Annotated in this window: 13 protein-coding genes and 1 riboswitch; of the genes, 8 read left to right on the plus strand and 5 right to left on the minus strand. The window is 59.6% G+C overall.

Annotated elements, in window-relative coordinates; translation table 11 throughout:
• Positions 1 to 241: 241 nt before the first annotated feature.
• Positions 242 to 2,431 carry an ExeM/NucH family extracellular endonuclease gene (locus NOM06_RS02650; protein WP_255909798.1) on the minus strand — a complete coding sequence of 730 codons (2,190 nt, stop codon included), beginning with the start codon at positions 2,429 to 2,431 and terminating at the stop codon, positions 242 to 244.
• A 293-nt stretch (positions 2,432 to 2,724) separates the two neighbouring features.
• Positions 2,725 to 2,807: riboswitch (cyclic di-GMP riboswitch) on the plus strand.
• 115 nt (positions 2,808 to 2,922) lie between these two features.
• On the opposite strand from NOM06_RS02650, the gene NOM06_RS02655 reads away from it, so the two are divergent.
• Both NOM06_RS02655 and NOM06_RS02660 read left to right on the plus strand, forming a co-directional pair.
• Positions 2,923 to 5,952, plus strand: a complete 3,030-nt coding sequence (locus tag NOM06_RS02655; protein ID WP_370688898.1) for a glycosyl hydrolase family 18 protein — start codon at positions 2,923 to 2,925, stop codon at positions 5,950 to 5,952.
• A gap of 139 nt (positions 5,953 to 6,091) precedes the next feature.
• Positions 6,092 to 7,036 (plus strand): chemotaxis protein CheV, encoded by a 945-nt coding sequence (locus NOM06_RS02660; RefSeq protein WP_005335238.1) that lies wholly within the window; start codon positions 6,092 to 6,094, stop codon positions 7,034 to 7,036.
• Positions 7,037 to 7,218: 182 nt separating this feature from the next.
• On the opposite strand, the gene NOM06_RS02665 is transcribed toward NOM06_RS02660, so the two are convergent.
• Complete coding sequence (locus NOM06_RS02665; protein ID WP_255909800.1) at positions 7,219 to 7,830, minus strand: arylesterase; 612 nt, start codon at positions 7,828 to 7,830, stop codon at positions 7,219 to 7,221.
• A gap of 56 nt (positions 7,831 to 7,886) precedes the next feature.
• Here NOM06_RS02665 and NOM06_RS02670 point away from each other — a divergent pair, with 56 nt between their 5' ends.
• Together NOM06_RS02670 and NOM06_RS02675 are read left to right on the plus strand one after the other, a co-directional pair.
• Entirely contained in the window at positions 7,887 to 8,582 is a 696-nt protein-coding gene (locus NOM06_RS02670) for an ABC transporter ATP-binding protein (protein WP_255909802.1), read from the plus strand.
• Between the two features lie 36 nt (positions 8,583 to 8,618).
• Positions 8,619 to 11,066, plus strand: coding sequence for an ABC transporter permease (locus NOM06_RS02675; RefSeq protein ID WP_255909932.1), 2,448 nt, complete (start codon positions 8,619 to 8,621; stop codon positions 11,064 to 11,066).
• Positions 11,067 to 11,193: 127 nt separating this feature from the next.
• Here the strand turns inward: NOM06_RS02675 and NOM06_RS02680 are convergent, their stop codons facing one another.
• Entirely contained in the window at positions 11,194 to 12,099 is a 906-nt protein-coding gene (locus tag NOM06_RS02680; protein WP_255909804.1) for a TIGR01777 family oxidoreductase, read from the minus strand.
• Positions 12,100 to 12,352: 253 nt separating this feature from the next.
• On the opposite strand from NOM06_RS02680, the gene NOM06_RS02685 reads away from it, so the two are divergent.
• Complete coding sequence (locus tag NOM06_RS02685; RefSeq protein WP_255909806.1) at positions 12,353 to 13,882, plus strand: EAL domain-containing protein; 1,530 nt, start codon at positions 12,353 to 12,355, stop codon at positions 13,880 to 13,882.
• 71 nt (positions 13,883 to 13,953) lie between these two features.
• On the opposite strand, the gene NOM06_RS02690 is transcribed toward NOM06_RS02685, so the two are convergent.
• Entirely contained in the window at positions 13,954 to 15,135 is a 1,182-nt protein-coding gene (locus NOM06_RS02690; RefSeq protein WP_101529569.1) for a PLP-dependent aminotransferase family protein, read from the minus strand.
• Between the two features lie 211 nt (positions 15,136 to 15,346).
• A complete protein-coding gene (locus NOM06_RS02695; RefSeq protein WP_255909808.1) occupies positions 15,347 to 16,414 on the minus strand; it encodes a M28 family metallopeptidase in 1,068 nt (355 codons plus the stop codon).
• A gap of 274 nt (positions 16,415 to 16,688) precedes the next feature.
• On the opposite strand from NOM06_RS02695, the gene trmB reads away from it, so the two are divergent.
• The 3 genes from trmB (at position 16,689) to glsB (ending at position 18,826) form a co-directional block, all read left to right on the plus strand.
• On the plus strand, positions 16,689 to 17,402 hold the full coding sequence (gene trmB / locus NOM06_RS02700; protein ID WP_005335228.1) for a tRNA (guanosine(46)-N7)-methyltransferase TrmB: 714 nt from the start codon (positions 16,689 to 16,691) through the stop codon (positions 17,400 to 17,402).
• A gap of 48 nt (positions 17,403 to 17,450) precedes the next feature.
• The gene (locus NOM06_RS02705) at positions 17,451 to 17,783 is read left to right on the plus strand and encodes a YggL family protein (protein ID WP_005348158.1); all 333 of its coding nucleotides are present in this window, start codon (positions 17,451 to 17,453) and stop codon (positions 17,781 to 17,783) included.
• A 122-nt stretch (positions 17,784 to 17,905) separates the two neighbouring features.
• Positions 17,906 to 18,826, plus strand: coding sequence for a glutaminase B (glsB, locus tag NOM06_RS02710; RefSeq protein ID WP_005348151.1), 921 nt, complete (start codon positions 17,906 to 17,908; stop codon positions 18,824 to 18,826).
• The last annotated feature ends 20 nt before the right edge of the window (positions 18,827 to 18,846 follow it).

The raw sequence follows: 18,846 nt of genomic DNA on the forward strand, positions 1-18,846 counted from the left end.
TATAGCTCAGCTGGGAGAGCGCTTGCATGGCATGCAAGAGGTCCGCGGTTCGATCCCGCGTAGCTCCACCAAATTCTTGTTACAAGAAGCAAAAGGCCACCGCATCGCGGTGGCCTTTTTGTTTTCTCCATCATTTATTTTCTCCATACGCCCGCGCCTTTCATTTGTAAATCCAATGACCTGAATGAAAAAGCCCGCGAGACTCGCGGGCTTTGCTTGCACTATTCAGATGCGCTTGTGGTTAACGGCGACGTCGCCAGGCCAGCGGTAACAGGGCCAGCAGGCCGAGTCCCAGTGCACCACCGCCTGAGGAGGTGTCCGGTTTGGTGGCATCGCTCTCCAGTCTCAGGTCGACGATGATGGGATCATGGTCGGAGGCACTGAAGGGGTTGTCAGACTTGAACAGGGTGCCGGTGTACTGGCTGCCGTATTCGAACAGGGAGCTTTCGAAGGAGTTGATGTGCCAGTCTGCGACACCTGCCACCTTGCTGGCCAGCGCCGGGTTGGCGAGGGCATAGTCAAGGGTGCCCAGCTCCCCGTCGTAGCTGTAGGAGATGGCTTTCTCCTTGTTGAATTTGACGTTGAGATCGATCAGGCCGTAGCTGCGAGTCACTTCGCGACCGAGCTGTTCATAGGACTGATCACCGATAAAGGTGTGGGAGGCCGATACGATCTTCCGTTCGCTGGTGGCCGGGTTGTAGTCGGTCAGCACCCGGATCGGATCTTCCTTGGCGTAGGAGTTGAAGTCGCCCACCAGCAGCACCTGGCCCGGCAGTTTGCTGACCGCCTCACCCAGCACCTTGGCGGCAGAGACCCGGAACTCGGTGCACTTGCCCTGCAGGTCGGCCGGTTCTGTCTTGCCATCGCCATTTTCGTAGCAGCCTGACCCCTTGGATTTGAGGTGGTTGACCACCAGCGTCAGTGGCTCCTTGCTCTTGGCGAGGGTGAAGGTCTGAACCAGAGAATCGCGCTGACCGGCTGTCTTGGCCACACCACCAGTGGTGTAGCGCTGCTCCGGCAGCTTGATGACGCTGGCATCTCCGCTGGGGGTAAGCAGGGCAGGGCGGTAGATCATCGCCACCATGATGGCGTCACCGCCGAAGAACTTGCCATCGGTAAGGGCAGTGACCGGCAGACGCACATAGGCGTAGTGTTTGCTCGCATCCTTCTGCTGTTCGTTGAGGCGGGTCACCAGATTGTGGAGGGCTGAGTTATCCTCGAAGCCGTTGTTCTCCATCTCCATCAGGCCGAGCAGATCGGCATCCATTGCGGTAATGGCATTGACGATCTTGGTGCGCTGTTTCTCGAACTCGGGCTGGCTCTTGGCACCCCGGTTGCAACCTTTGGCGTTGTCGGCATCCGCCTGATCCTTGCACAGGATATTGAGTGCACCGCCGATGCTGGAGTGACTGGTGAAGTAGTTGAGCACGTTGAAGCTGCCGATCCGCAGATCGCTGCCAGCGAGGCGAGCCGGCGCGTCTTGACGATCCTCTTCAGGGCTGCGCAGCAGGGCGCCGGCAGTCAGGGTGACATCGCTCGGTACCACCAGACGGAAGGCATCCTTGTTATAGACGATCACCCCCTCCAGCCCGGTCAGTTGATCGCCGATACGCAGATAACCCTGATCGGCATCCCAGCTCGGGAACCAGGGTAGTACGCCATCCGGCGCTTTGTAATCAGACTCGACTACCAGACGGTTGCTGCCATTTTTGGTGGCCAGTGCAACAGCGTCCGCACTGTTGGCAACATGGAGCTGGGTCGGCTTGAGCAGAGGCGCCTTGTGGGAGAGTTCGACGTTGTTGCGATATACCTTGTAGTCGAAGCCGTAGTTGCGGGTCAGGTGCAGGTCACTGCTGCTGTCGAGCCGTATCCGCATCCCTTCGTGGCGATTGAGCGCTTGCGCCAGCGTCTCCCCTTCATTGACCTGCAATACGCTGGTCGGCACATTCAGCCCTTGTGCGGTGACTTGCAAGTGGGCTTTTTTGGTGGCCTTGTCGACTAACGGGGTCAGCTGGGTGCCGCCGTAAAATTCTTGCACCTGTGCTTCCAGACAGACTTCGCTCCCCGGTTTGACGTCTTTATATTTGGTCGCGAAGTCCTTGTCGTTCAGATAGACAAAGATGCCATCAGAGGTGGCCGGATTGCCATCGCCCACCGGGTCGGTCAGATAGAACCCCTTGGTCAGGCTTTGGCCCAGTGTCGTCACGATACCGCGAACGTTGAAAGTGCCCGGGCTGATTTTGCCGGTCACGTTACCGTTCTTGTCGGTCACGGTCTGGGTGGCCAGCGCGCTGGCGGAGCCTGTGCCCTGAATGGTCGGGATGGGAGTGAGTTGAGCCGGATCGGACGGGCAGACAAATGCCGCATGGGCGCCTGAGGATGCAAGTGCCAGCCCCACGGCCAGCGACAGCAGGGTACGAGTACCTTTCATAGGTGTTCCTTTTTTATTTTTGCCAGTGATTCCATAGCCTTGGCTCGTTGACCAAGGGCGCGCATTGTCACATTTCTGGCATGTCATACCAGTGAGCCAACGCACATTAAATGAATCTGGGAAGGTGCGGGAAAGCGTTTTTATGATCCCAGTAACGATATGATTTTTTTGATAATTCAATCAATTTTAACCCTGAGATCATGATGCTTTCGTGGCAGGGGATAATTCTCTTTGAGAATAAAGATTGAGGGGATCTTGTCGCCTTCCTATACTGGGTTCGTTCCTCACGGAACCCAGGTAAAGGGCAAACCGGCAGTGATGTCGGGGCGCAATGCTTCCGGTCTCGATCGTGGATCCAGATAGCGGGGTTTCCCTGGGTGAGGGGTGGTTTTTGTGGCAGGTCCATTGCCAGTTGTCTGCGCCCATCATGCAGGTTGCGATTGTTCTTTGCCTTGGTGACCAAGCCAAGACAAAACAAGGAAGATAACAATATGCAACAGCTTTTCAGACCCAGCAGGCTTGCCATGCTGGTCGCCCTTGCGGCTGCGCCCACCTGGGCTCAGGCCGCTTATCCCGCCTATAAATCCGGTACTGCCTACAAGGCTGGCGATATCGTCAGCAACGTCGGTGCCCTCTACGAGTGCAAAGAATTTCCCTATTCAGGCTGGTGCGGGGCATCCCCCTATCACTATGAGCCGGGGGTAGGTGTGGTCTGGGCAGATGCCTGGAAGCCCTATGGTGGCGAGGTGCCCCCTCCTGCGCTCGGTGTGGCAGTCAGCTCACCGGCTGCCGGTGCCAGCTTCAACGAAGGAGCCAGCGTGGAGCTGGCAGTGACCCTGAGCGGCCCGGTAACGGCCTTGGCCCGGGTGGAATACCTTGTCGACGGCAAGCTGGTCGCCACGGCGAGCGCCTCGCCCTGGAGTGCCAGCTGGAGCGCCGCCGGAGTGGGGGCCCATACCCTCAAAGCTCGCGCGCTGGACAAAGATGGCAAGGTGCTGAGCGAGGCGGATTCCAGCTTCAACGTCGCCGCCGTGGTGGCGCCAGAGGCGCCCAAGGTGAGCATCAGCAGCCCGGCCAATGGGGCCAAGGTGACGCTGGGTCGCAGTGTGGCGGTGAGTGGCAACGTCACAGATGCCAACAACGATGTGGCCAAAGTCGAGCTCTATGTCGACGGCAAGAAGGTGGGCGAAGATACCACTGCCCCCTGGCAGGTGAACTGGACGCCGGATGCCAAAGGCAGTGCCGCCCTCAAGCTGGTGGCCACTGACAAGACCAATCTGAGCGGCGAGTCGGCGGCGGTGACCGTCAATGTCGAGGAGGCCGCGCTGCCGCCCACCGGTGGCAACCTCTCTTGTGACATTCGCCAGATCTATCGTCCAGATGGTTACGAGTGCATGGGGGATGACCATGCCCGCCGGGTCATCGGCTACTTCACCTCCTGGCGCACCGGCAAGAACGGCCTGCCCGCCTATCTGGTGAGCGACATCCCCTGGAACAAGATCACCCACATCAACTACGCCTTCGCGGCGGTGGATGAGCAGAGCCACACCATCAAGGTGGACGATGCAGCCACCAAGATGACCTGGGATGGCGTGCCGGGTGCCGAGATGGATCCTGAATTCGCCTACAAGGGCCACTTCAACCTGCTGTCGAAGTACAAGAAGCAGTATCCGGACGTGAAGACCCTCATCTCGGTCGGCGGCTGGGCCGATACCCGCGGCTTCTACACCGCCACTACCAAGGGGGACTGCTCGGTCAATACTGCCGGTATCAACACCCTGGCTGACTCGGCGGTGAGTTTTATCCGCCAGTACGGTTTTGACGGGGTCGATATCGACTACGAATACCCCACCTCGATGAAGGATGCGGGCAACCCCAACGACTTCCCGCTCTCCAACCAGTGCCGGGCCAAGCTGTTTGCCAATTACGAGGTGCTGATGAAGACCTTGCGGGCGCGGCTCGACAACGCCGGTAACGAAGATGGCCGCAAGTATATGCTGACCATCGCCTCACCGGCCTCGGCCTATCTGCTGCGCGGGATGGAGAACTTCCAGGTCACCCAGTACCTCGACTACGTCAACCTGATGACCTATGACTTCCACGGTGCCTGGAACCACTTTGTCGGTCACAATGCGGCCCTGTTCGACAACAATGCCGACCCCGAGCTCTCCCACTGGGGCGTCTATACCCAGACCCAGTTTGGCGGTATCGGTTACCTCAACGCGGCCTGGTCTGCCCACTACTTCCGCGGTGCGCTGGCGGCTGGCAAGATCAACGTTGGCGTGCCCTATTACACCCGCGGTTGGCAGGGGGTGAGCGGTGGCAGTCATGGGCTGGGTGGCAAGGCAGCCCTGCCGAGCCAGAACGAGTGCCAGCCGGGCACAGGTGGCAGCACCATTCCGTGCGGCAACGGGGCGGTCGGCATCGACAACATCTGGCATGATCTCGACAAGAACGGCAAAGAGATCGGCGGTGGCGCTGTGCCCATGTGGCATGCCAAAAACCTGGAGCATGCAGCCAGCCTCGGCATCACCACGCTGCCAAGTTACGGCACTGCCTGGGGTCTGGATCCCAATAATCCGGCTCACGTGATGCAGGGCAAGTATGTGCGTTACTACGATGAGAAGGCCCACGCGCCCTGGCTGTGGAACGAAGAGAAGAAGGTGTTCCTCTCAACCGAAGATGAAGAGTCCATGGGCCACAAGCTGGACTACATCATCAAGCGCGGTCTGGGTGGCGTGATGTTCTGGGAGATGGCGGGTGATTACGCTTTCGATCCGGCCAAGAACGAGTACGGCATGGGCAGTACCCTGACCACCCTGGCTTATGAGAAGTTTGCCAAGGCAACTCCGTACAACACCAAGCAAAACGATCTGGCCGCGCCGAGCGCCCAGCTCGACATCCAGGTCAGCCTCTCCGGCTTCAAGGAAGGGGACTCCAACTATCCGATCAACCCGAAACTCAAGCTGATCAACAAGTCGACCCAGACCATTCCGGGCGGCGCGCGCATCGAGTTTCTGGTGCCCACCTCCACCTCTGACACCATCACGGATCAGAGTGGCATGGGCCTGAAAGTGGTGGAGAGCGGTGGCAACGACAATTCGGAAGGCATTGCGGGCGAGAAGGACTTCCACAAGGTCGCCATGAACCTGCCGGGCTGGCAGACTCTGGCTCCGGGGGCCGAGATTGAAGTCGCCATGACCTACTACCTGCCCGCCGCTGGCGTGCCAAGCGGCATGCGCATCATCAGTGGCAGCCAGACCATTGGTCTCAAGGCCGAGTTCCCGACTTTGCCGGAGGCCGTGCTGGGCTCGGGTGGCGGCGAGAATCCGGGCACCAGCTGCAGCAGCCAGAACGTCAATCCGGCGGCCTACAAGGCCTATCCGAACTGGCCGCAGGGGGATCATGCCAATGGCGGTGATCGCATTACCCATAACAAGGTGGTGTGGCAGGCGAACTGGTGGACCAGCAGCGAACCCAAGGCAACCGATGGCAGCTGGAAGTCTGTCTGTAGCTATTGATTTTAAAATCAATGAGATAAGTGAGGCTTCGGCCTCACTTTTTTTGTCTGGTTGGTCGCTCTGGTTGAAAATGCGCCTGCCTTTCCTAGCGGGCAGCCTCTATAATAGAGTCGATTAATAATCAGATGGATATCAGCGTATGGCGAGTATATTGGATTCCGTTGATCAACGAACTCAACTGGTGGGTGAAAACCGCCTCGAGTTGTTGATGTTTCGTCTCGGCACCCGTCAGATGTTCGCCATCAACGTCTTCAAGGTACGGGAAGTGGTCAAGTTGCCCCATCTGAGCAAGATGCCGGGCTCCCATCACAATATCAGTGGGGTGGCCAATATCCGCGGTACCTCGATCCCGGTGATCAACCTGCGTAGCGCCATCGGCATGCGTCCCATGCCCATCGACAGTGAATCCAATCTCATCATCACCGAGTACAACCGTACCATTCAGGGCTTTCTGGTGGGGCAGGTGGCCAATATCGTCAACATGACCTGGAAGGATATACTGCCGCCGCCGCGATCTGCCGGGCGTGCCAACTACCTCACTGCCATCACCCGCATTCCCGAAGATGGAGTAGATCAGATCGTCGAGATCATCGATGTAGAGAAGGTGTTGGCGGAGATCATCACCTATGACATCCGCATCTCCGAAGAGGTACTGGATCGGGAGATCCTGCCCGAGATGCATGGCCGCAAAGTGCTGATCGTCGATGACTCCAGCACCGCTCGCAATCTGGTGCGGGAGACCCTGGGCCAGCTTGGGCTTGAGGTGATCGAGTGTCAGGATGGTTTGCAGGCGCTGACCCTGCTCAAGGGGTGGTGCGATGCTGGCAAGAAGGTGACCGACGAGATCCTGCTGATGATCACCGATGCCGAAATGCCGGAGATGGACGGCTACCGCCTGACCCACGAGGTGCGCAGCGATCCGCGCATGTCTGACCTCTTTATCACCCTCAACACCTCCCTGAGCGGCAACTTCAACGAAGCCATGGTCAAGAAGGTGGGGTGTGACCGCTTTATCTCCAAATTTCAGCCCGACTTGCTGGTCGGCGTGGCCCAGGAGCGGTTGCGTCAGGTGCTGGAAAGCTGAGAAGTTGCCTGCCGGTTATGCTAAATCAATAACAACACATCCCGCTTCGGCGGGATGTGTTGTTATTGGGTATTGGCGATGGATTGGTTGAATCAAGGTGCCACGCAGAGATCGTCGACCATTCAAAACATCCGATTTTGGCGGGATATTTTGTTATGGGATATTGGTGATAGACGGTGGGCTTATTGGCTGAGCAGCGGCTCCATAAAGCGGGCGACTTTATCGCGGATTTGGGGCTGGGCCGCCGGGGTGGGATGAATACCATCGTTCATCATAAGTTCAGGGCGCAGCGCAATATCATCCATAAAGAAGGGCAGCAGCGGCAGATCGTTAGTCTGGGCCAACTCGGGAAAGATCTGTTCGAACTGGCGCAGATAGCGGGCACCGTAGTTGCGGGGCAGCTGGATTTGGGTCAACACCACACGGGTCTGCTGCTCCTTGGCGAGCGCGATCATGCTGGCCAGATTTTGGCGGGTAATGGTCGGTGCGAAGCCACGCAGGCCATCGTTGCCCCCCAGTTCGATCAGCAGCCAATCCGGCTTGTGCTCCTTCAGCAGAGCGGGCAGACGGGCCAGCGCCCCCTGGGTCGTTTCACCGCTGATGCTGGCATTGAGCAGAGTGTGTTTGCCCCCCTCCTCCTGCCATTTCTGGTTGAGCAGGGCGGGCCAGCTCTGCTCAACCTGCATTTGATAGCCGGCGCTCAGGCTGTCTCCCAGCACCAGCAGGGTCTGGGCCTGAGCCGACGAGAGCAGGCTGCCGAGGCCAACCAACAAGGCAAACAGAATACGCACCATCAATTCAACTCCCGCTATGGATTGTCATCAAGGGATTGGAACAAAGGATACAGAGCATGAGTTCAACCCCCATTATTGTCGTCAAGGGCCTCGGCAAATCGGTTCGCCTCGGCCAGGAAAGCCTCACCATCCTTGAAGGGATCGATCTGCAAGTCAATAGCGGCGAGACGGTGGCCCTGGTCGGCGCCTCCGGCTCCGGCAAGTCCACCCTGCTGGGGCTGCTGGCCGGGCTCGATCTGCCGAGCCAGGGGGATATCGAGATCCTCGGCAAATCCCTTGGCGAGCTGGATGAAGAGGGGAGGGCCAGATTGCGTGCCGAGCAGATCGGTTTTGTGTTCCAGTCGTTCCTGCTGCTCCCGACCATGACTGCGCTGGAGAATGTGATGCTGCCCGCCGAGCTGCGCGGCGAGCGGGATTGCGAACCAAGAGCCCGCGACCTGCTGGCTGCGGTCGGACTTGGCGAGCGGTTGCACCATCTGCCGCCACGGCTCTCCGGCGGTGAGCAGCAGCGGGTGGCCATTGCCCGCGCCTTTATGACTCGTCCCAGCCTGCTGTTGGCGGACGAGCCGACCGGCAACCTCGACAGCAAGACCGGCGAGAAAGTGATCGAGCTGCTGTTTGAACTCAATCGCAAGCACGGCACCACGCTAGTTGTCGTGACTCATGACCATCAGTTGGCCGAGCGTTGCCAGCGGCAACTGGTCATGACTGCGGGTCGGCTGGATCGCGAGGTGGCCCATGATGTGGTGTAACGGAGTGAGCTGCGGGTCAGGTGGGAGATGCAAGGGATGATGCTGTGGCGATTGGGATGGCGACTGCTTCGCCGGGAAGGTTTTAGCGGCGAGCTGCGCTGGTTTGTGCTGGCGCTGGCCCTGAGCGTGGCGTGCGTCTTGAGTGTGGCGCTGGTAGCGGATCGGCTCGATGCCGGACTCAAGGCGTCTGGCCGCGACTTTATCGGAGCGGATCGGGTGCTGCGCACCGCCGCCGCCCTGCCGGATGGTTGGCTGGAACGAGCGAAACAGGATGGCTTGGCGGTGCAGATCACCGTCAGCTTCAACAGCATGCTGTTTCATGGCGATGCGTTGCAGCTCGCCTCCATTCGGGCGGTGCCCGATGGTTTTCCCTTCTATGGCAAGCTCACTCTGGAACCTGCCCGCGCCCCGGCTCCCGGCGAGATTTGGCTCTCCGCCCGGGTGATGCAGCTGCTTAAGGCGAAAACGGGGGATGAGCTGGAGGTGGGCAATACGGTGCTCAAGGTGGCAGGCCTGCTTGGTGAGGAGCCGGATCAGGGCTTCAGCCCCTTCCTGCTGGCGCCGCGGGCGCTGATCCACAGTGCCGATATCGAGGCGACCGGTGCCCTGCTACCCGGCAGCCGCCAGCAGTGGCGCTATCTGTTCAAGGGGCCGCGAGAGTCGCTGGCCCGTTACGAGCAATGGTTGTTGCCGCAATTGCAGGCCGGACAGAAGTGGATCAAACCGGATGACAGCGAATCCCAAGTGGGCCGATCGCTGGCCAATGCCGAGCGTTTCTTCCGGCTTGCCTCGCTAAGCGGGGTGTTGCTGGGGGCGTTGGCGATGGGGATTGCGGTGCGCCACTTTGCCGAGCGCCAGACCAATATGGTGGCGCTGCTCAAGACGCTGGGGGCATCACGTCGCTCGCTCTGGCAACTGATGGGAACCCTGCTGCTGTCGCTGACGCTGATCGGTGCGCTGCTGGGTCTGGTAGCGGGCACCGTCATGCAGTGGATCACCTTGCAACTGCTGGGGGACCTGCTGCCGCCGGATCTGCCCCCCCCCTCCTGGCGCCCCTTTGCGCTGGGGGTGGCGGTGGCGCTCTTTATCACCCTGCTGCTCGCTTTTGTGCCCTTCTTGCGGCTGCTGAAGGTGCCGCCGCTGCGGGTATTGCGCCGGGAGCTGGAGGCGGGTATTCCCCCCTGGCTGGCCCTGCCGGTCGGCCTGTTCGGGCTGTTTGCGCTGGTCTGGGGCTTTACCGCCGATGTGCGGCTGGCGCTGGGTCTGGTGGGTGGCATGGGCTTGCTGATGGGGCTGCTGGCCCTGCTGGCGGCGCTGATGTTGCGGCTGGGAGCGAGAGTGAGCGGGCCTCATGCCTTGCGGCTGGCGCTGGCCCACCTGTCGCGCGAGCGCAGCAGCGGCCTGTTTCAGCTGGCGGGCTTTGCGCTGGCGCTGATGCTGTTTGGCTTGCTCTGGGCGGCCCGGGTCGATCTGCTGGATGAGTTTTCGGCCCGTCTCCCCGTCGATGCGCCCAACCGTTTTCTGGTCAATGTGGCCGAGAACGAGCGGGAGGGGATCCTGAGCGAGCTGGCGGCAGCCGGGGCCACCACTTCCGATTTCTATCCCATGGTGCGTGGCAGGCTGACCCATATCGCCGGTGAGGCGGTGGGCGAGGGGGCCAGCAGTGGCCGCGAGGGGGTCGATCGGGAGCTCAACTTCACTACCACCGCAACTCTGCCAATCGACAACAAGCTGGTGGCCGGGAAGTGGCTTGCCGGACCCGGCGAGGTGTCGGTGGATAGCGAACTGGCCAAGCGGCTCGATATCAAGCTGGGGGACATGCTCGCCTTTACCATCGAGGGGCGCAGCTTTGGCGCCAGGGTCACCAGTCTGCGCAGCATCAAGTGGGACAACATGCGCCCCAACTTCTACATGATCTTCTCCGAGGATCTGCTGGCACCCTTCTCCCGAACCTGGCTTGGCAGCTACCGGCTGCCCGAGGCGGGGCGCACTGCCGAGGTGGAGTTGATCCGCCGCCACCCCACGGTGAGTCTTATCGATGTGGATGACCTGATTGCGCGGCTCACTCAGGTATCGGAGCAGGTGAGTCGGGCGCTGGCGCTGATGCTGGGGCTGGTGACGGTGGCGGCGCTGCTGGTGCTCCTGACCCAGACCCAGGCCAGCATGGCTCAGCGTCGGCGCGAGCTGTTGCTGATGCGTACTCTGGGTGCCAGCAGCGACCTGCTGAAAAAGATGCTGCGTTGGGAGCTGGTGGCCAGTGGTGCGCTGGCGGGGCTCTGTGCCGCCATGGTGGTGGAGCTCTGCTCCTTTGGCCTGCAGTGGTGGTGGTTCGAGGGGCAGTGGCAGTTCCACTGGGCTATCTGGCTCGGCCTGCCGACGCTGGGGGCACTGCTGGTGACGCTGGCGGGGCAGGGGATGCAGCGCCAGCTGCTGGCTGGCACCCTGAGCGATCGGCTGCGGGGTCTGGGCCAGGGGTTGTTGTAATCCCGCCAGCGCGAGCCGATGCACACAAGGCGCAATAGCGCAGCCACAATAAACAAGCAGCCCGGCCATTGGCCGGGCTGCTTGTTATGCGAGGTGCTGACGAGCGGACGCCGCGAGCGGGTGTGAGTTAGCGGGGCTCACGCAGCAGATTGGTGAGGGCGCTCGGCAGCTCAGGATAGCTGAAGTGAAAACCGGCCTGTTGCAGCCGTGCTGGTATCACCTTTTGTCCGGTCAGCAGCAGATCTGCCGCTTCCCCCATCACCAGTTGCAACAGCGGCGCCGGGACTAAGAAGAGGTGTGGACGGTGCAGCGTGGTGGCAAGGGTTTGGCTGAACTCCCGGTTGCTGACCGGATGGGGCGCAGTGCCGTTGAAGATGCCGCTACACTCCTCATGCTCCAGCAGGAACAGCATGGCGCGCACCAGATCCTGCACATGGATCCAGCTCATCATCTGGCTGCCTGACCCCATGGGGCCGCCGAGCCCGAGTCGGTAGGGAGGGAGCATTTTGGGCAGGGCGCCGCCATCCATGCCAAGCACCAGCCCGATCCGCACGATACAGACCCGTGTCTGGCGGCTCTGGGCCTCCTGCGCCAGGGTCTCCCACTGCTGGCAGAGCTGGTGGGTGAATTCGTCGTTGGGAGAGCGGCACTGCTCGTCGAGGGTTTCGGTGCCCTGTCTGCCATACCAGCCGATGGCGGAGGCGTTGATCAGCACCTTGGGCGGCGTGCTGGATAGCTTGATGAGATCTACCAGTTGCTCGGTCAGTAGCCAGCGGCTATCGCAGAGCAGCTGTTTGCGCGACTCGCTCCAGCGTCCGGCGGCGATAGGTTCACCGGCCAGATTGATCACCGCATCCACGTCATTGAGGTCATCAAGCCGGTCGAGGTTATCCAATACCTTGATATCGTGGCCGAGCAGGGTGTAAGCGCGGCTCCCCTGTCTGCTCAATACCACGACCTCGTTATTGACCTTGAGATGGGCAACCAGCTTGCGGCCGATAAAGCCGGTCCCTCCGGTAATAAGAATCTTCATCGCTGCACGCTCCTGCTGCCGTTTGCTCTACTCTAATGGCGTCGTCCTCCTGCAACAAGTGGACGAGCTTGGCATGTGTTGTTCACTAGACTGGTTTTAACTCTATCTTTTTCTTACCAGATATTGTTCAACAATAGTTTGAATTGATTGATTTTTGTTGGGTGGAGATTTGTTGAACAATCGCTATTATGGCGACCCTTTTCGCCTGTCCAACGAGGCTGTCACCCATCATCCGAGCATCAAAGAGGCCGCCATGCCATTTCGTCGTTTGAAACTTCGCCAGCTTTACTCGAGGATTCTGTTGGCGCTGCTGATGGGGGGCGGGATCCTGCTGCTGGGGGTTGTTGCCGTTATCTGGCAGACGGTGACGGAGATAGAGCGTGATGCCGATTCACGGTTGCAGCATGCCCGTATGATGTTTGATCGCTCCATCGGCCATGCCCGGCAGGCGGCCATCAATGTGGAGGGGATGCTTGGTCACTCCTGCAAGGAGGCGGCACAACTGCTGCGCGAACAGGTGGCCACTGTGCCTGATGTCCGTTCCGCCAATCTGGCTGTCGGCAGCCACATCTACTGCACCTCGCTCTATGGTGACTACGATGGCCCCTTCAATCCTGACAGTTATGTGGATGGCAGGCTGCAACTGCTGCCTGGCAATGAGGTCACACCGGATCGCCCCTTGATCGTGCTGCGTCATGAAACGGACAAGGGGAGTGTGCTGATCGGTGTAGATGGCTACTACCTGCGCAATACCCTGGAGATCTCCAGCAAGAACTCCCCGATGGCTCTGGTGGTGGGGCAGAGGGCTCTGTTTGGCTCAGGTCAGGTCGGGGCGGCGCCCTCTCCGACAGAAGAGGGCTATATTGCCCTCGCTTCGGCTGATTTCCCCTATCAGGTCGTCACCCGGGTCACGGTGCATGACTACTGGAGTCACGCATGGCGCTACTCCAGATATACCTTGTTCCTCTCTCCGCTGCTGGCGCTGCTGATTGGATTCGGCACCTTCAGGCTGATGGGGCGTAGCAGCTCACCAGCGGAAGAGCTCAAGCGGGCGTTGATCGAGGAGGAGTTTATCCCCTATCTGCAGCCGGTGGTCTCCGGTGAGGATGAGCAGTGGCGTGGCTGTGAGGTGCTGATGCGCTGGCAGCATCCCAAGCAGGGGATGATCTCGCCGGATCGCTTTATTCCGTTGGCGGAAGATAGCGGGTTGATTGTGCCCATGACCAGCCTGTTGATGGCTCAGGTGCGCGACCACTTCTCCCCTTATGCCCGCAAGCTGCCGGCAAAGTTTCACTTTTGCTTCAATATCAGCGCCAAGCACTTTCAGGATCTCGACCTGTTGGCTGACTGCAAGGCCTTTCTCCACGCGTTTCAGGACAATCCCGTTGATTTGGGGCTGGAGCTGACTGAGCGGGAGCTGCTGGTGGCTGATGAGACAACTGCCCGGATGTTTGCCGAACTGCGCAAACTGGGCGTGTTGATCTCTATCGATGACTTTGGCACCGGTCACTCCAGTCTCACCTATCTGCAACAGTTTCAGGTCGATGCACTCAAGATTGATCGGAGCTTTGTAGAGATGATCGGCACGGATGCACTCTCCAGCCATATCGTTGAAAACGTGATTGATCTGGCGAAGCGACTTGAATTGATCCTGATCGCGGAGGGGGTTGAGAAGCAGTCGCAGGCGGACTACCTGCGGGCTCGCCACGTTGACTATCTGCAAGGGTATCTCTACGGCCGCCCCATTCCGATGAAGCAGTTTTGCAAGACCCTGTTTGGCTGATCGGTTGAATAGGGAGCATAAAAAACCAGCGATAGCCGCTGGTTTTTTTGTTGGTACCGTTTGTCTGACGATCAGAGCATGCGCTGGAGGGCGCGGGCCAAGCGTTTGACCCCCTCTTCAATGGTCGCTTCATCGACGCAGGAGAAGCTCAGGCGCAGGGTATTCTTGATCTCGGGGCGCACGTAGAAGGGGGCACCGGGCACGAAGGCTACCTTCTCCTTGATCGCCTCATCAAACAGCGCCATGGCGCTGATGTGGGCTGGCAGAGTCAGCCAGAGGAACATGCCCCCTTCCGGTCTGGTGTAGCTGACGCCGGGCGGGCAGTGACGGGCCAGTGCAGCCTCCATGGCGGCACGCTGGCGGCCATAGACCTCCTTGATCTTCTCCAGATGGGCATCCAGTGAATTGTCTGTCAGGAAGCGGTGCAGTACCTGCTGGCTGAAGGCGTTGCTGTGCAGATCGGTCGCCTGCTTGGCGATGGTCACCTTCTTGCGCAGCCAGTCCGGCATTACCATCCAGCCCAGCCGGAAGGCGGGCACCACGGTCTTGGAGAATGAGCCGAGCAGCACGGTATTGTTTGGCGCCAGCTTGGCAATGGGGGGCAGATGCTCGCCCTCGAAGCGCAGCTCGCCGTAGGGATCATCTTCCACCATCAACAGCTCGTGGCGCACCAGTCGCTCGGCCAGTGCCTCGCGGTTGGCACGGCTGTAGGAGACACCGCTCGGGTTCTGGAAGTTGGGCACGCCGTAGAGCAGCTTGGCATTGGATCCGCTTGCCAGCAGCGCATCCAGCGCCGCCAGATCCAGTCCCTCTTCTTCAAGGGTGATCGGCTTGAAGGTGGGCTGGTAGACAGAAAAGGCCTGAATGGCGCCAAGGTAACCCGGCTCTTCGATGATGAGATCCTGACCCTCGTCGATCAGCACCTTGCCCAGCAGATCCAGCGCCTGCTGGGAGCCGCTGGTGATCAGGATGTTGTCCGGATTGACCTGCATGCCGTGGCGGGTCAGATAGCGGTCAGCAATATACTGGCGCAGCGGGGCGAAGCCCTCGGTCGCCGCATATTGCAGGGCGGCAGCCCCCTGTTCGCGAAGTACATCTTGACAGGCCTGATCGATCGCCTTGACCGGAAACAGGTGGGGATTGGGCAGGCCACCGGCGAAGGAGATGATCTCCGGATTGGCGGCAACTTTGAGGATTTCACGGATAAAGGAAGGTTCAACCTTCTCGAAGCGCTGGGCAAAAAACGGCTGCATAGACAATTCTCTCGGCATGTGGGCGGTCGCTCCATTCGACCGCCAGGTTATCCGTTTGTATCAGATTTCAGAAATGAGGCAATGATTGTCACAAAAATCGCCAAAAAAGGGCAGGTTTGGCACCTGCCCGAATTTTACCTGCCCGTGTGGCGCCCATGCATTGAATTGAAATGAGTTAGGGCGATCTTGTTTTGTGGACAAGCAACTGACTTTACAAACCCGGTTCCTTGAGGAAGCGGATCATCAGGTCGGTGTTGGCGCCAAGTTGGCTTTCTACTCTGCCAGGGAATAGTTCCTCCATCTTGTCGAGGCGGTCGTACTGGGTGTGCCAAATTTTTCCCCACTGGGTTTCGCTGTCACGATCGCAGGCGCTCTTGGTGGTGGCGTCATAGCAGTCCCACAGCGCTGGATTGGTGCTTTGGGAGTAGCCGTCATAGCCATCAGCGCCGTTGATGGTGAAGTTGGTCGCTTCAACGTAGGCGATCGGCACCCCCAGGCAGGCAAAGGGTGCGTGATCTGACCAGCTGCCAGTCTCTCCTTCCGGATAACCGCTGTAGCTGGGATGAATGGCAAACGGGGTTGCAGTCTGTTTGGAGAGGGCAAGCAGGCGATCCCGCACCTTGGGATCGAAGCTGTAGCGGCTCGGATCTGTGCAGTTGTATTCGGCGACGTCCGAGTGGGCTGAGTGGACGTAGACGATGTCGCCCCCGGCGATGGTGTCGTAGTTCACCATCGCCAGCAGCTTGGCGACGGCGGCGCTGTCGAGGCTGGCGGCATAGGCTTTGGAACCGTTGAGACCGTTCTCCTCCGCGCCGAAGAATGCAAAGCGAACCGTGTAGGGCAAGGTTTGTCCTTTAAGCGCTTCAGCCACTGCCAGCAGGGCTGCGACGCCAGCGCCGTTGTCGGTGGCTCCTTCAGAACCTTTCTTGTCGCCCGTACTGTCGTAGTGGGCGCCGATCAGGATCACCTTGTCACTTGTGCCCTTGAGCTCAGCGATCAGGTTTTGGGAGTTTTTACTGGCGCCGCTTTTGGTGTAGGTGAAGGGTTGGCGTTGCACATCGTAGCCCCAACCGGTCAGATGGTCCTGGATCCATGCCGCGGCACGAGTTTCTGCCTCTGTCCCCGTGGGGCGTGCGCCAATCCCTTCTGCGGTTGAGCTCAACTGCACCAGATACTCATAGGCCTGCTCGGCGGCGGCAGGGGCTTGTGAGTCATTTGTTGATGTGTCGCATCCCGCAAGCAAAGTGGTGATGGCAAACGCCAATGCTCTGTATTTCATACTGCAATCCTTTGTTGTGTATGGTTTTATTTGCGCAGGCAGCATGTACTCGACGCGTGACCAATTCTGTGAACGGGTCGGCATTTGTCAACTGTTGTCAATGAAATGGTGAGAGATGAGGGATTTGTTGCGCGAAACACTTGCGCCTTGGGCCTATCTTGGGATAATTCGCTCCCCTGTTTTCGCGGGTCGATGAAATGACGAACCGCGAGCGGTCCCGCTCGGGATCGGACACAAGATGTATTACCCGGATTGATGAAATAACGAGACCATTATGCCTGTGACCCAAGATGTATTTAACGAAGACGGCAAGTTCATGCGCAAGATCCGCAGCTTTGTCCGTCGCGAAGGCCGCCTGACCAAAGGGCAGGAGAAGGCCCTGGAAGAGCTCTGGCCGGTCATGGGCATCGATTTCGAGCCAAAGCAGCTCGATCTGGTCGCACTGTTTGGCCGCGAGGCACCTGTGGTGCTGGAGATCGGTTTTGGCATGGGTGCCTCTCTGGTGGAGATGGCCAAAAATGCCCCTGAGAAGAACTTCATCGGCATCGAAGTGCACTCCCCGGGCGTGGGTGCCTGTCTGGGTACCGCTCAGGAAGCGGGTGTCACCAATCTGAAAGTGATCTGCCACGATGCGGTGGAAGTGCTGGAGCACATGATCCCGAACGGTTCACTCTCCTGCCTGCAGCTCTTCTTCCCGGATCCCTGGCACAAGAGCCGTCACCACAAGCGCCGCATCGTACAGCCTGCGTTTGCCCAGGATATTCGCCAGAAGCTGGCCATCGGTGGCGTGTTCCACATGGCGACCGACTGGGAAAACTATGCCGAGCACATGCTGGAAGTGATGAGCGCCGCCGAGGGTTACGAGAACACCTCCGCCACCGGCAACTGGGTGCCCCGTCCGGACTGGCGTCCGCTGACCAAATTTGAACAACGTGGCCACCGTCTCGGTCACGGGGTTTGGGACCTGATTTTCAAGCGTGTCAGCTAAGCTGGCACGTCAACACACCTAGCGTATCAACTAACTTGAGGAGCTATCATGGCCAATCGTAGCCGCCGCCTGCGCAAGAAACTGCGCGTCGATGAATTCCAGGAAATGGGTTTCGACATCAGTTTCAACTTCCCGGTCGGCACTGCCGAAGAGACCATCGATGCGGTAGTCGATGCGATGATCGATGAGGTTGTTGAACCCCGTAAACTGGCTTTTGCCGGCTCCGGTCACCTGGCCTGGGAAGGGATGATCTGCACCCAGCAACTGGGCAAGTGTACCGAAGAAGACCGCGCTGCCGTCAAATCCTGGCTGGAAGGCAAGGGGATGGAAGCCGTGGTCGTTACCGAGCTGTTCGACCTCTGGTACGGTGAACCGGCCTGATACAAGGCTGCCGCATCTGGCGCCTTGTTGTGGGTAACTGAAAAATCCCGCCGCTGGCGGGATTTTTGTCAGTGAGGATGGGATCTCCACCGCTGTTTTAGTCATGGAATCGCTTATTGCTTATGGTGTTGTCATCCGAATTACTGGCCAGCATCCTTGAAGAGGTGCGCCCGTTGCTGGGACAAGGCAAGGTGGCCGACTACATTCCGGCACTGGCTCAGGTACCGGCCGATCGGCTGGGTATCGCAGTCTGTACCGTCGAGGGGGAGCTGTTCACCGCCGGTGACGCTTTTGAACCCTTCTCCATCCAGAGTATCTCCAAGGCCCTGAGCCTGACCCTGGCGCTCACCCTCTATCAGGAGGAGGAGATCTGGGCCAGGGTTGGCAAGGAGCCCTCCGGCCAGCCCTTCAACTCGCTGGTGCAGCTCGAGTTCGAGCAGGGGATCCCCCGCAACCCCTTTATCAATGCCGGGGCGCTGGTGGTGAGCGATCTGCTGGAGACCCGCCTCACTGCGCCCCGTCAGCGTACCCTCGAGCTGGTGCGCCGCCTTTCCGGCAATCCGGCCATCATGGCGGATCAGGTCGTCGCCCGCTCCGAATATCAGCACTCTGCCCGCAATGCCGCCATCGCCTATCTGATGAAGGCCTATGGCAACTTCGAAAACGAAGTGGACAAGGTGCTGCAAAGCTACTTCAATGCCTGTGCCATCCGCATGAGCTGCGTCGATCTGGCGCGGGCATTCATCTATCTGGCCAACCGTGGTGTGCCACTGGGCGAGAGCGTACCGCTGCTGCCCGCCCGCACCACCAAACAGGTCAACGCCCTGCTCGCCACCTGCGGTCTCTATGATGAGGCGGGCGATTTTGCCTATCGGGTCGGCATGCCGGGCAAATCGGGTGTCGGCGGCGGTATCATCGCCCTGATCCCGGGTGAGCTCTGCGTCTGTGTCTGGTCGCCCGAGCTCAACAAAGCCGGCAACTCGCTGGCGGGCACGGCGGCGCTGGAGCTGCTGGCCGAGCGGCTGGGTCGCTCCATTTTTTAACCTTGTTCACTATGAATCGA

Source organism: Aeromonas sp. JL9 (assembly GCF_024436075.1).
Lineage (GTDB): Bacteria > Pseudomonadota > Gammaproteobacteria > Enterobacterales > Aeromonadaceae > Aeromonas > Aeromonas veronii.

Bases quoted from the DNA above. Each gene is read 5' to 3' on its own strand.
- glsB (WP_005348151.1), top strand. From the start codon at position 17,906: ATGGTGTTGTCATCCGAATTACTGGCCAGCATCCTTGAAGAGGTGCGC.
- NOM06_RS02685 (WP_255909806.1), top strand. From the start codon at position 12,353: ATGCCATTTCGTCGTTTGAAACTTCGCCAGCTTTACTCGAGGATTCTG.
- NOM06_RS02660 (WP_005335238.1), top strand. From the start codon at position 6,092: ATGGCGAGTATATTGGATTCCGTTGATCAACGAACTCAACTGGTGGGT.
- NOM06_RS02650 (WP_255909798.1), bottom strand. From the start codon at position 2,431: ATGAAAGGTACTCGTACCCTGCTGTCGCTGGCCGTGGGGCTGGCACTT.
- NOM06_RS02690 (WP_101529569.1), bottom strand. From the start codon at position 15,135: ATGCAGCCGTTTTTTGCCCAGCGCTTCGAGAAGGTTGAACCTTCCTTT.
- NOM06_RS02675 (WP_255909932.1), top strand. From the start codon at position 8,619: ATGATGCTGTGGCGATTGGGATGGCGACTGCTTCGCCGGGAAGGTTTT.
- NOM06_RS02705 (WP_005348158.1), top strand. From the start codon at position 17,451: ATGGCCAATCGTAGCCGCCGCCTGCGCAAGAAACTGCGCGTCGATGAA.
- trmB (WP_005335228.1), top strand. From the start codon at position 16,689: ATGCCTGTGACCCAAGATGTATTTAACGAAGACGGCAAGTTCATGCGC.
- NOM06_RS02665 (WP_255909800.1), bottom strand. From the start codon at position 7,830: ATGGTGCGTATTCTGTTTGCCTTGTTGGTTGGCCTCGGCAGCCTGCTC.
- NOM06_RS02695 (WP_255909808.1), bottom strand. From the start codon at position 16,414: ATGAAATACAGAGCATTGGCGTTTGCCATCACCACTTTGCTTGCGGGA.
- NOM06_RS02680 (WP_255909804.1), bottom strand. From the start codon at position 12,099: ATGAAGATTCTTATTACCGGAGGGACCGGCTTTATCGGCCGCAAGCTG.
- NOM06_RS02670 (WP_255909802.1), top strand. From the start codon at position 7,887: ATGAGTTCAACCCCCATTATTGTCGTCAAGGGCCTCGGCAAATCGGTT.
- NOM06_RS02655 (WP_370688898.1), top strand. From the start codon at position 2,923: ATGCAACAGCTTTTCAGACCCAGCAGGCTTGCCATGCTGGTCGCCCTT.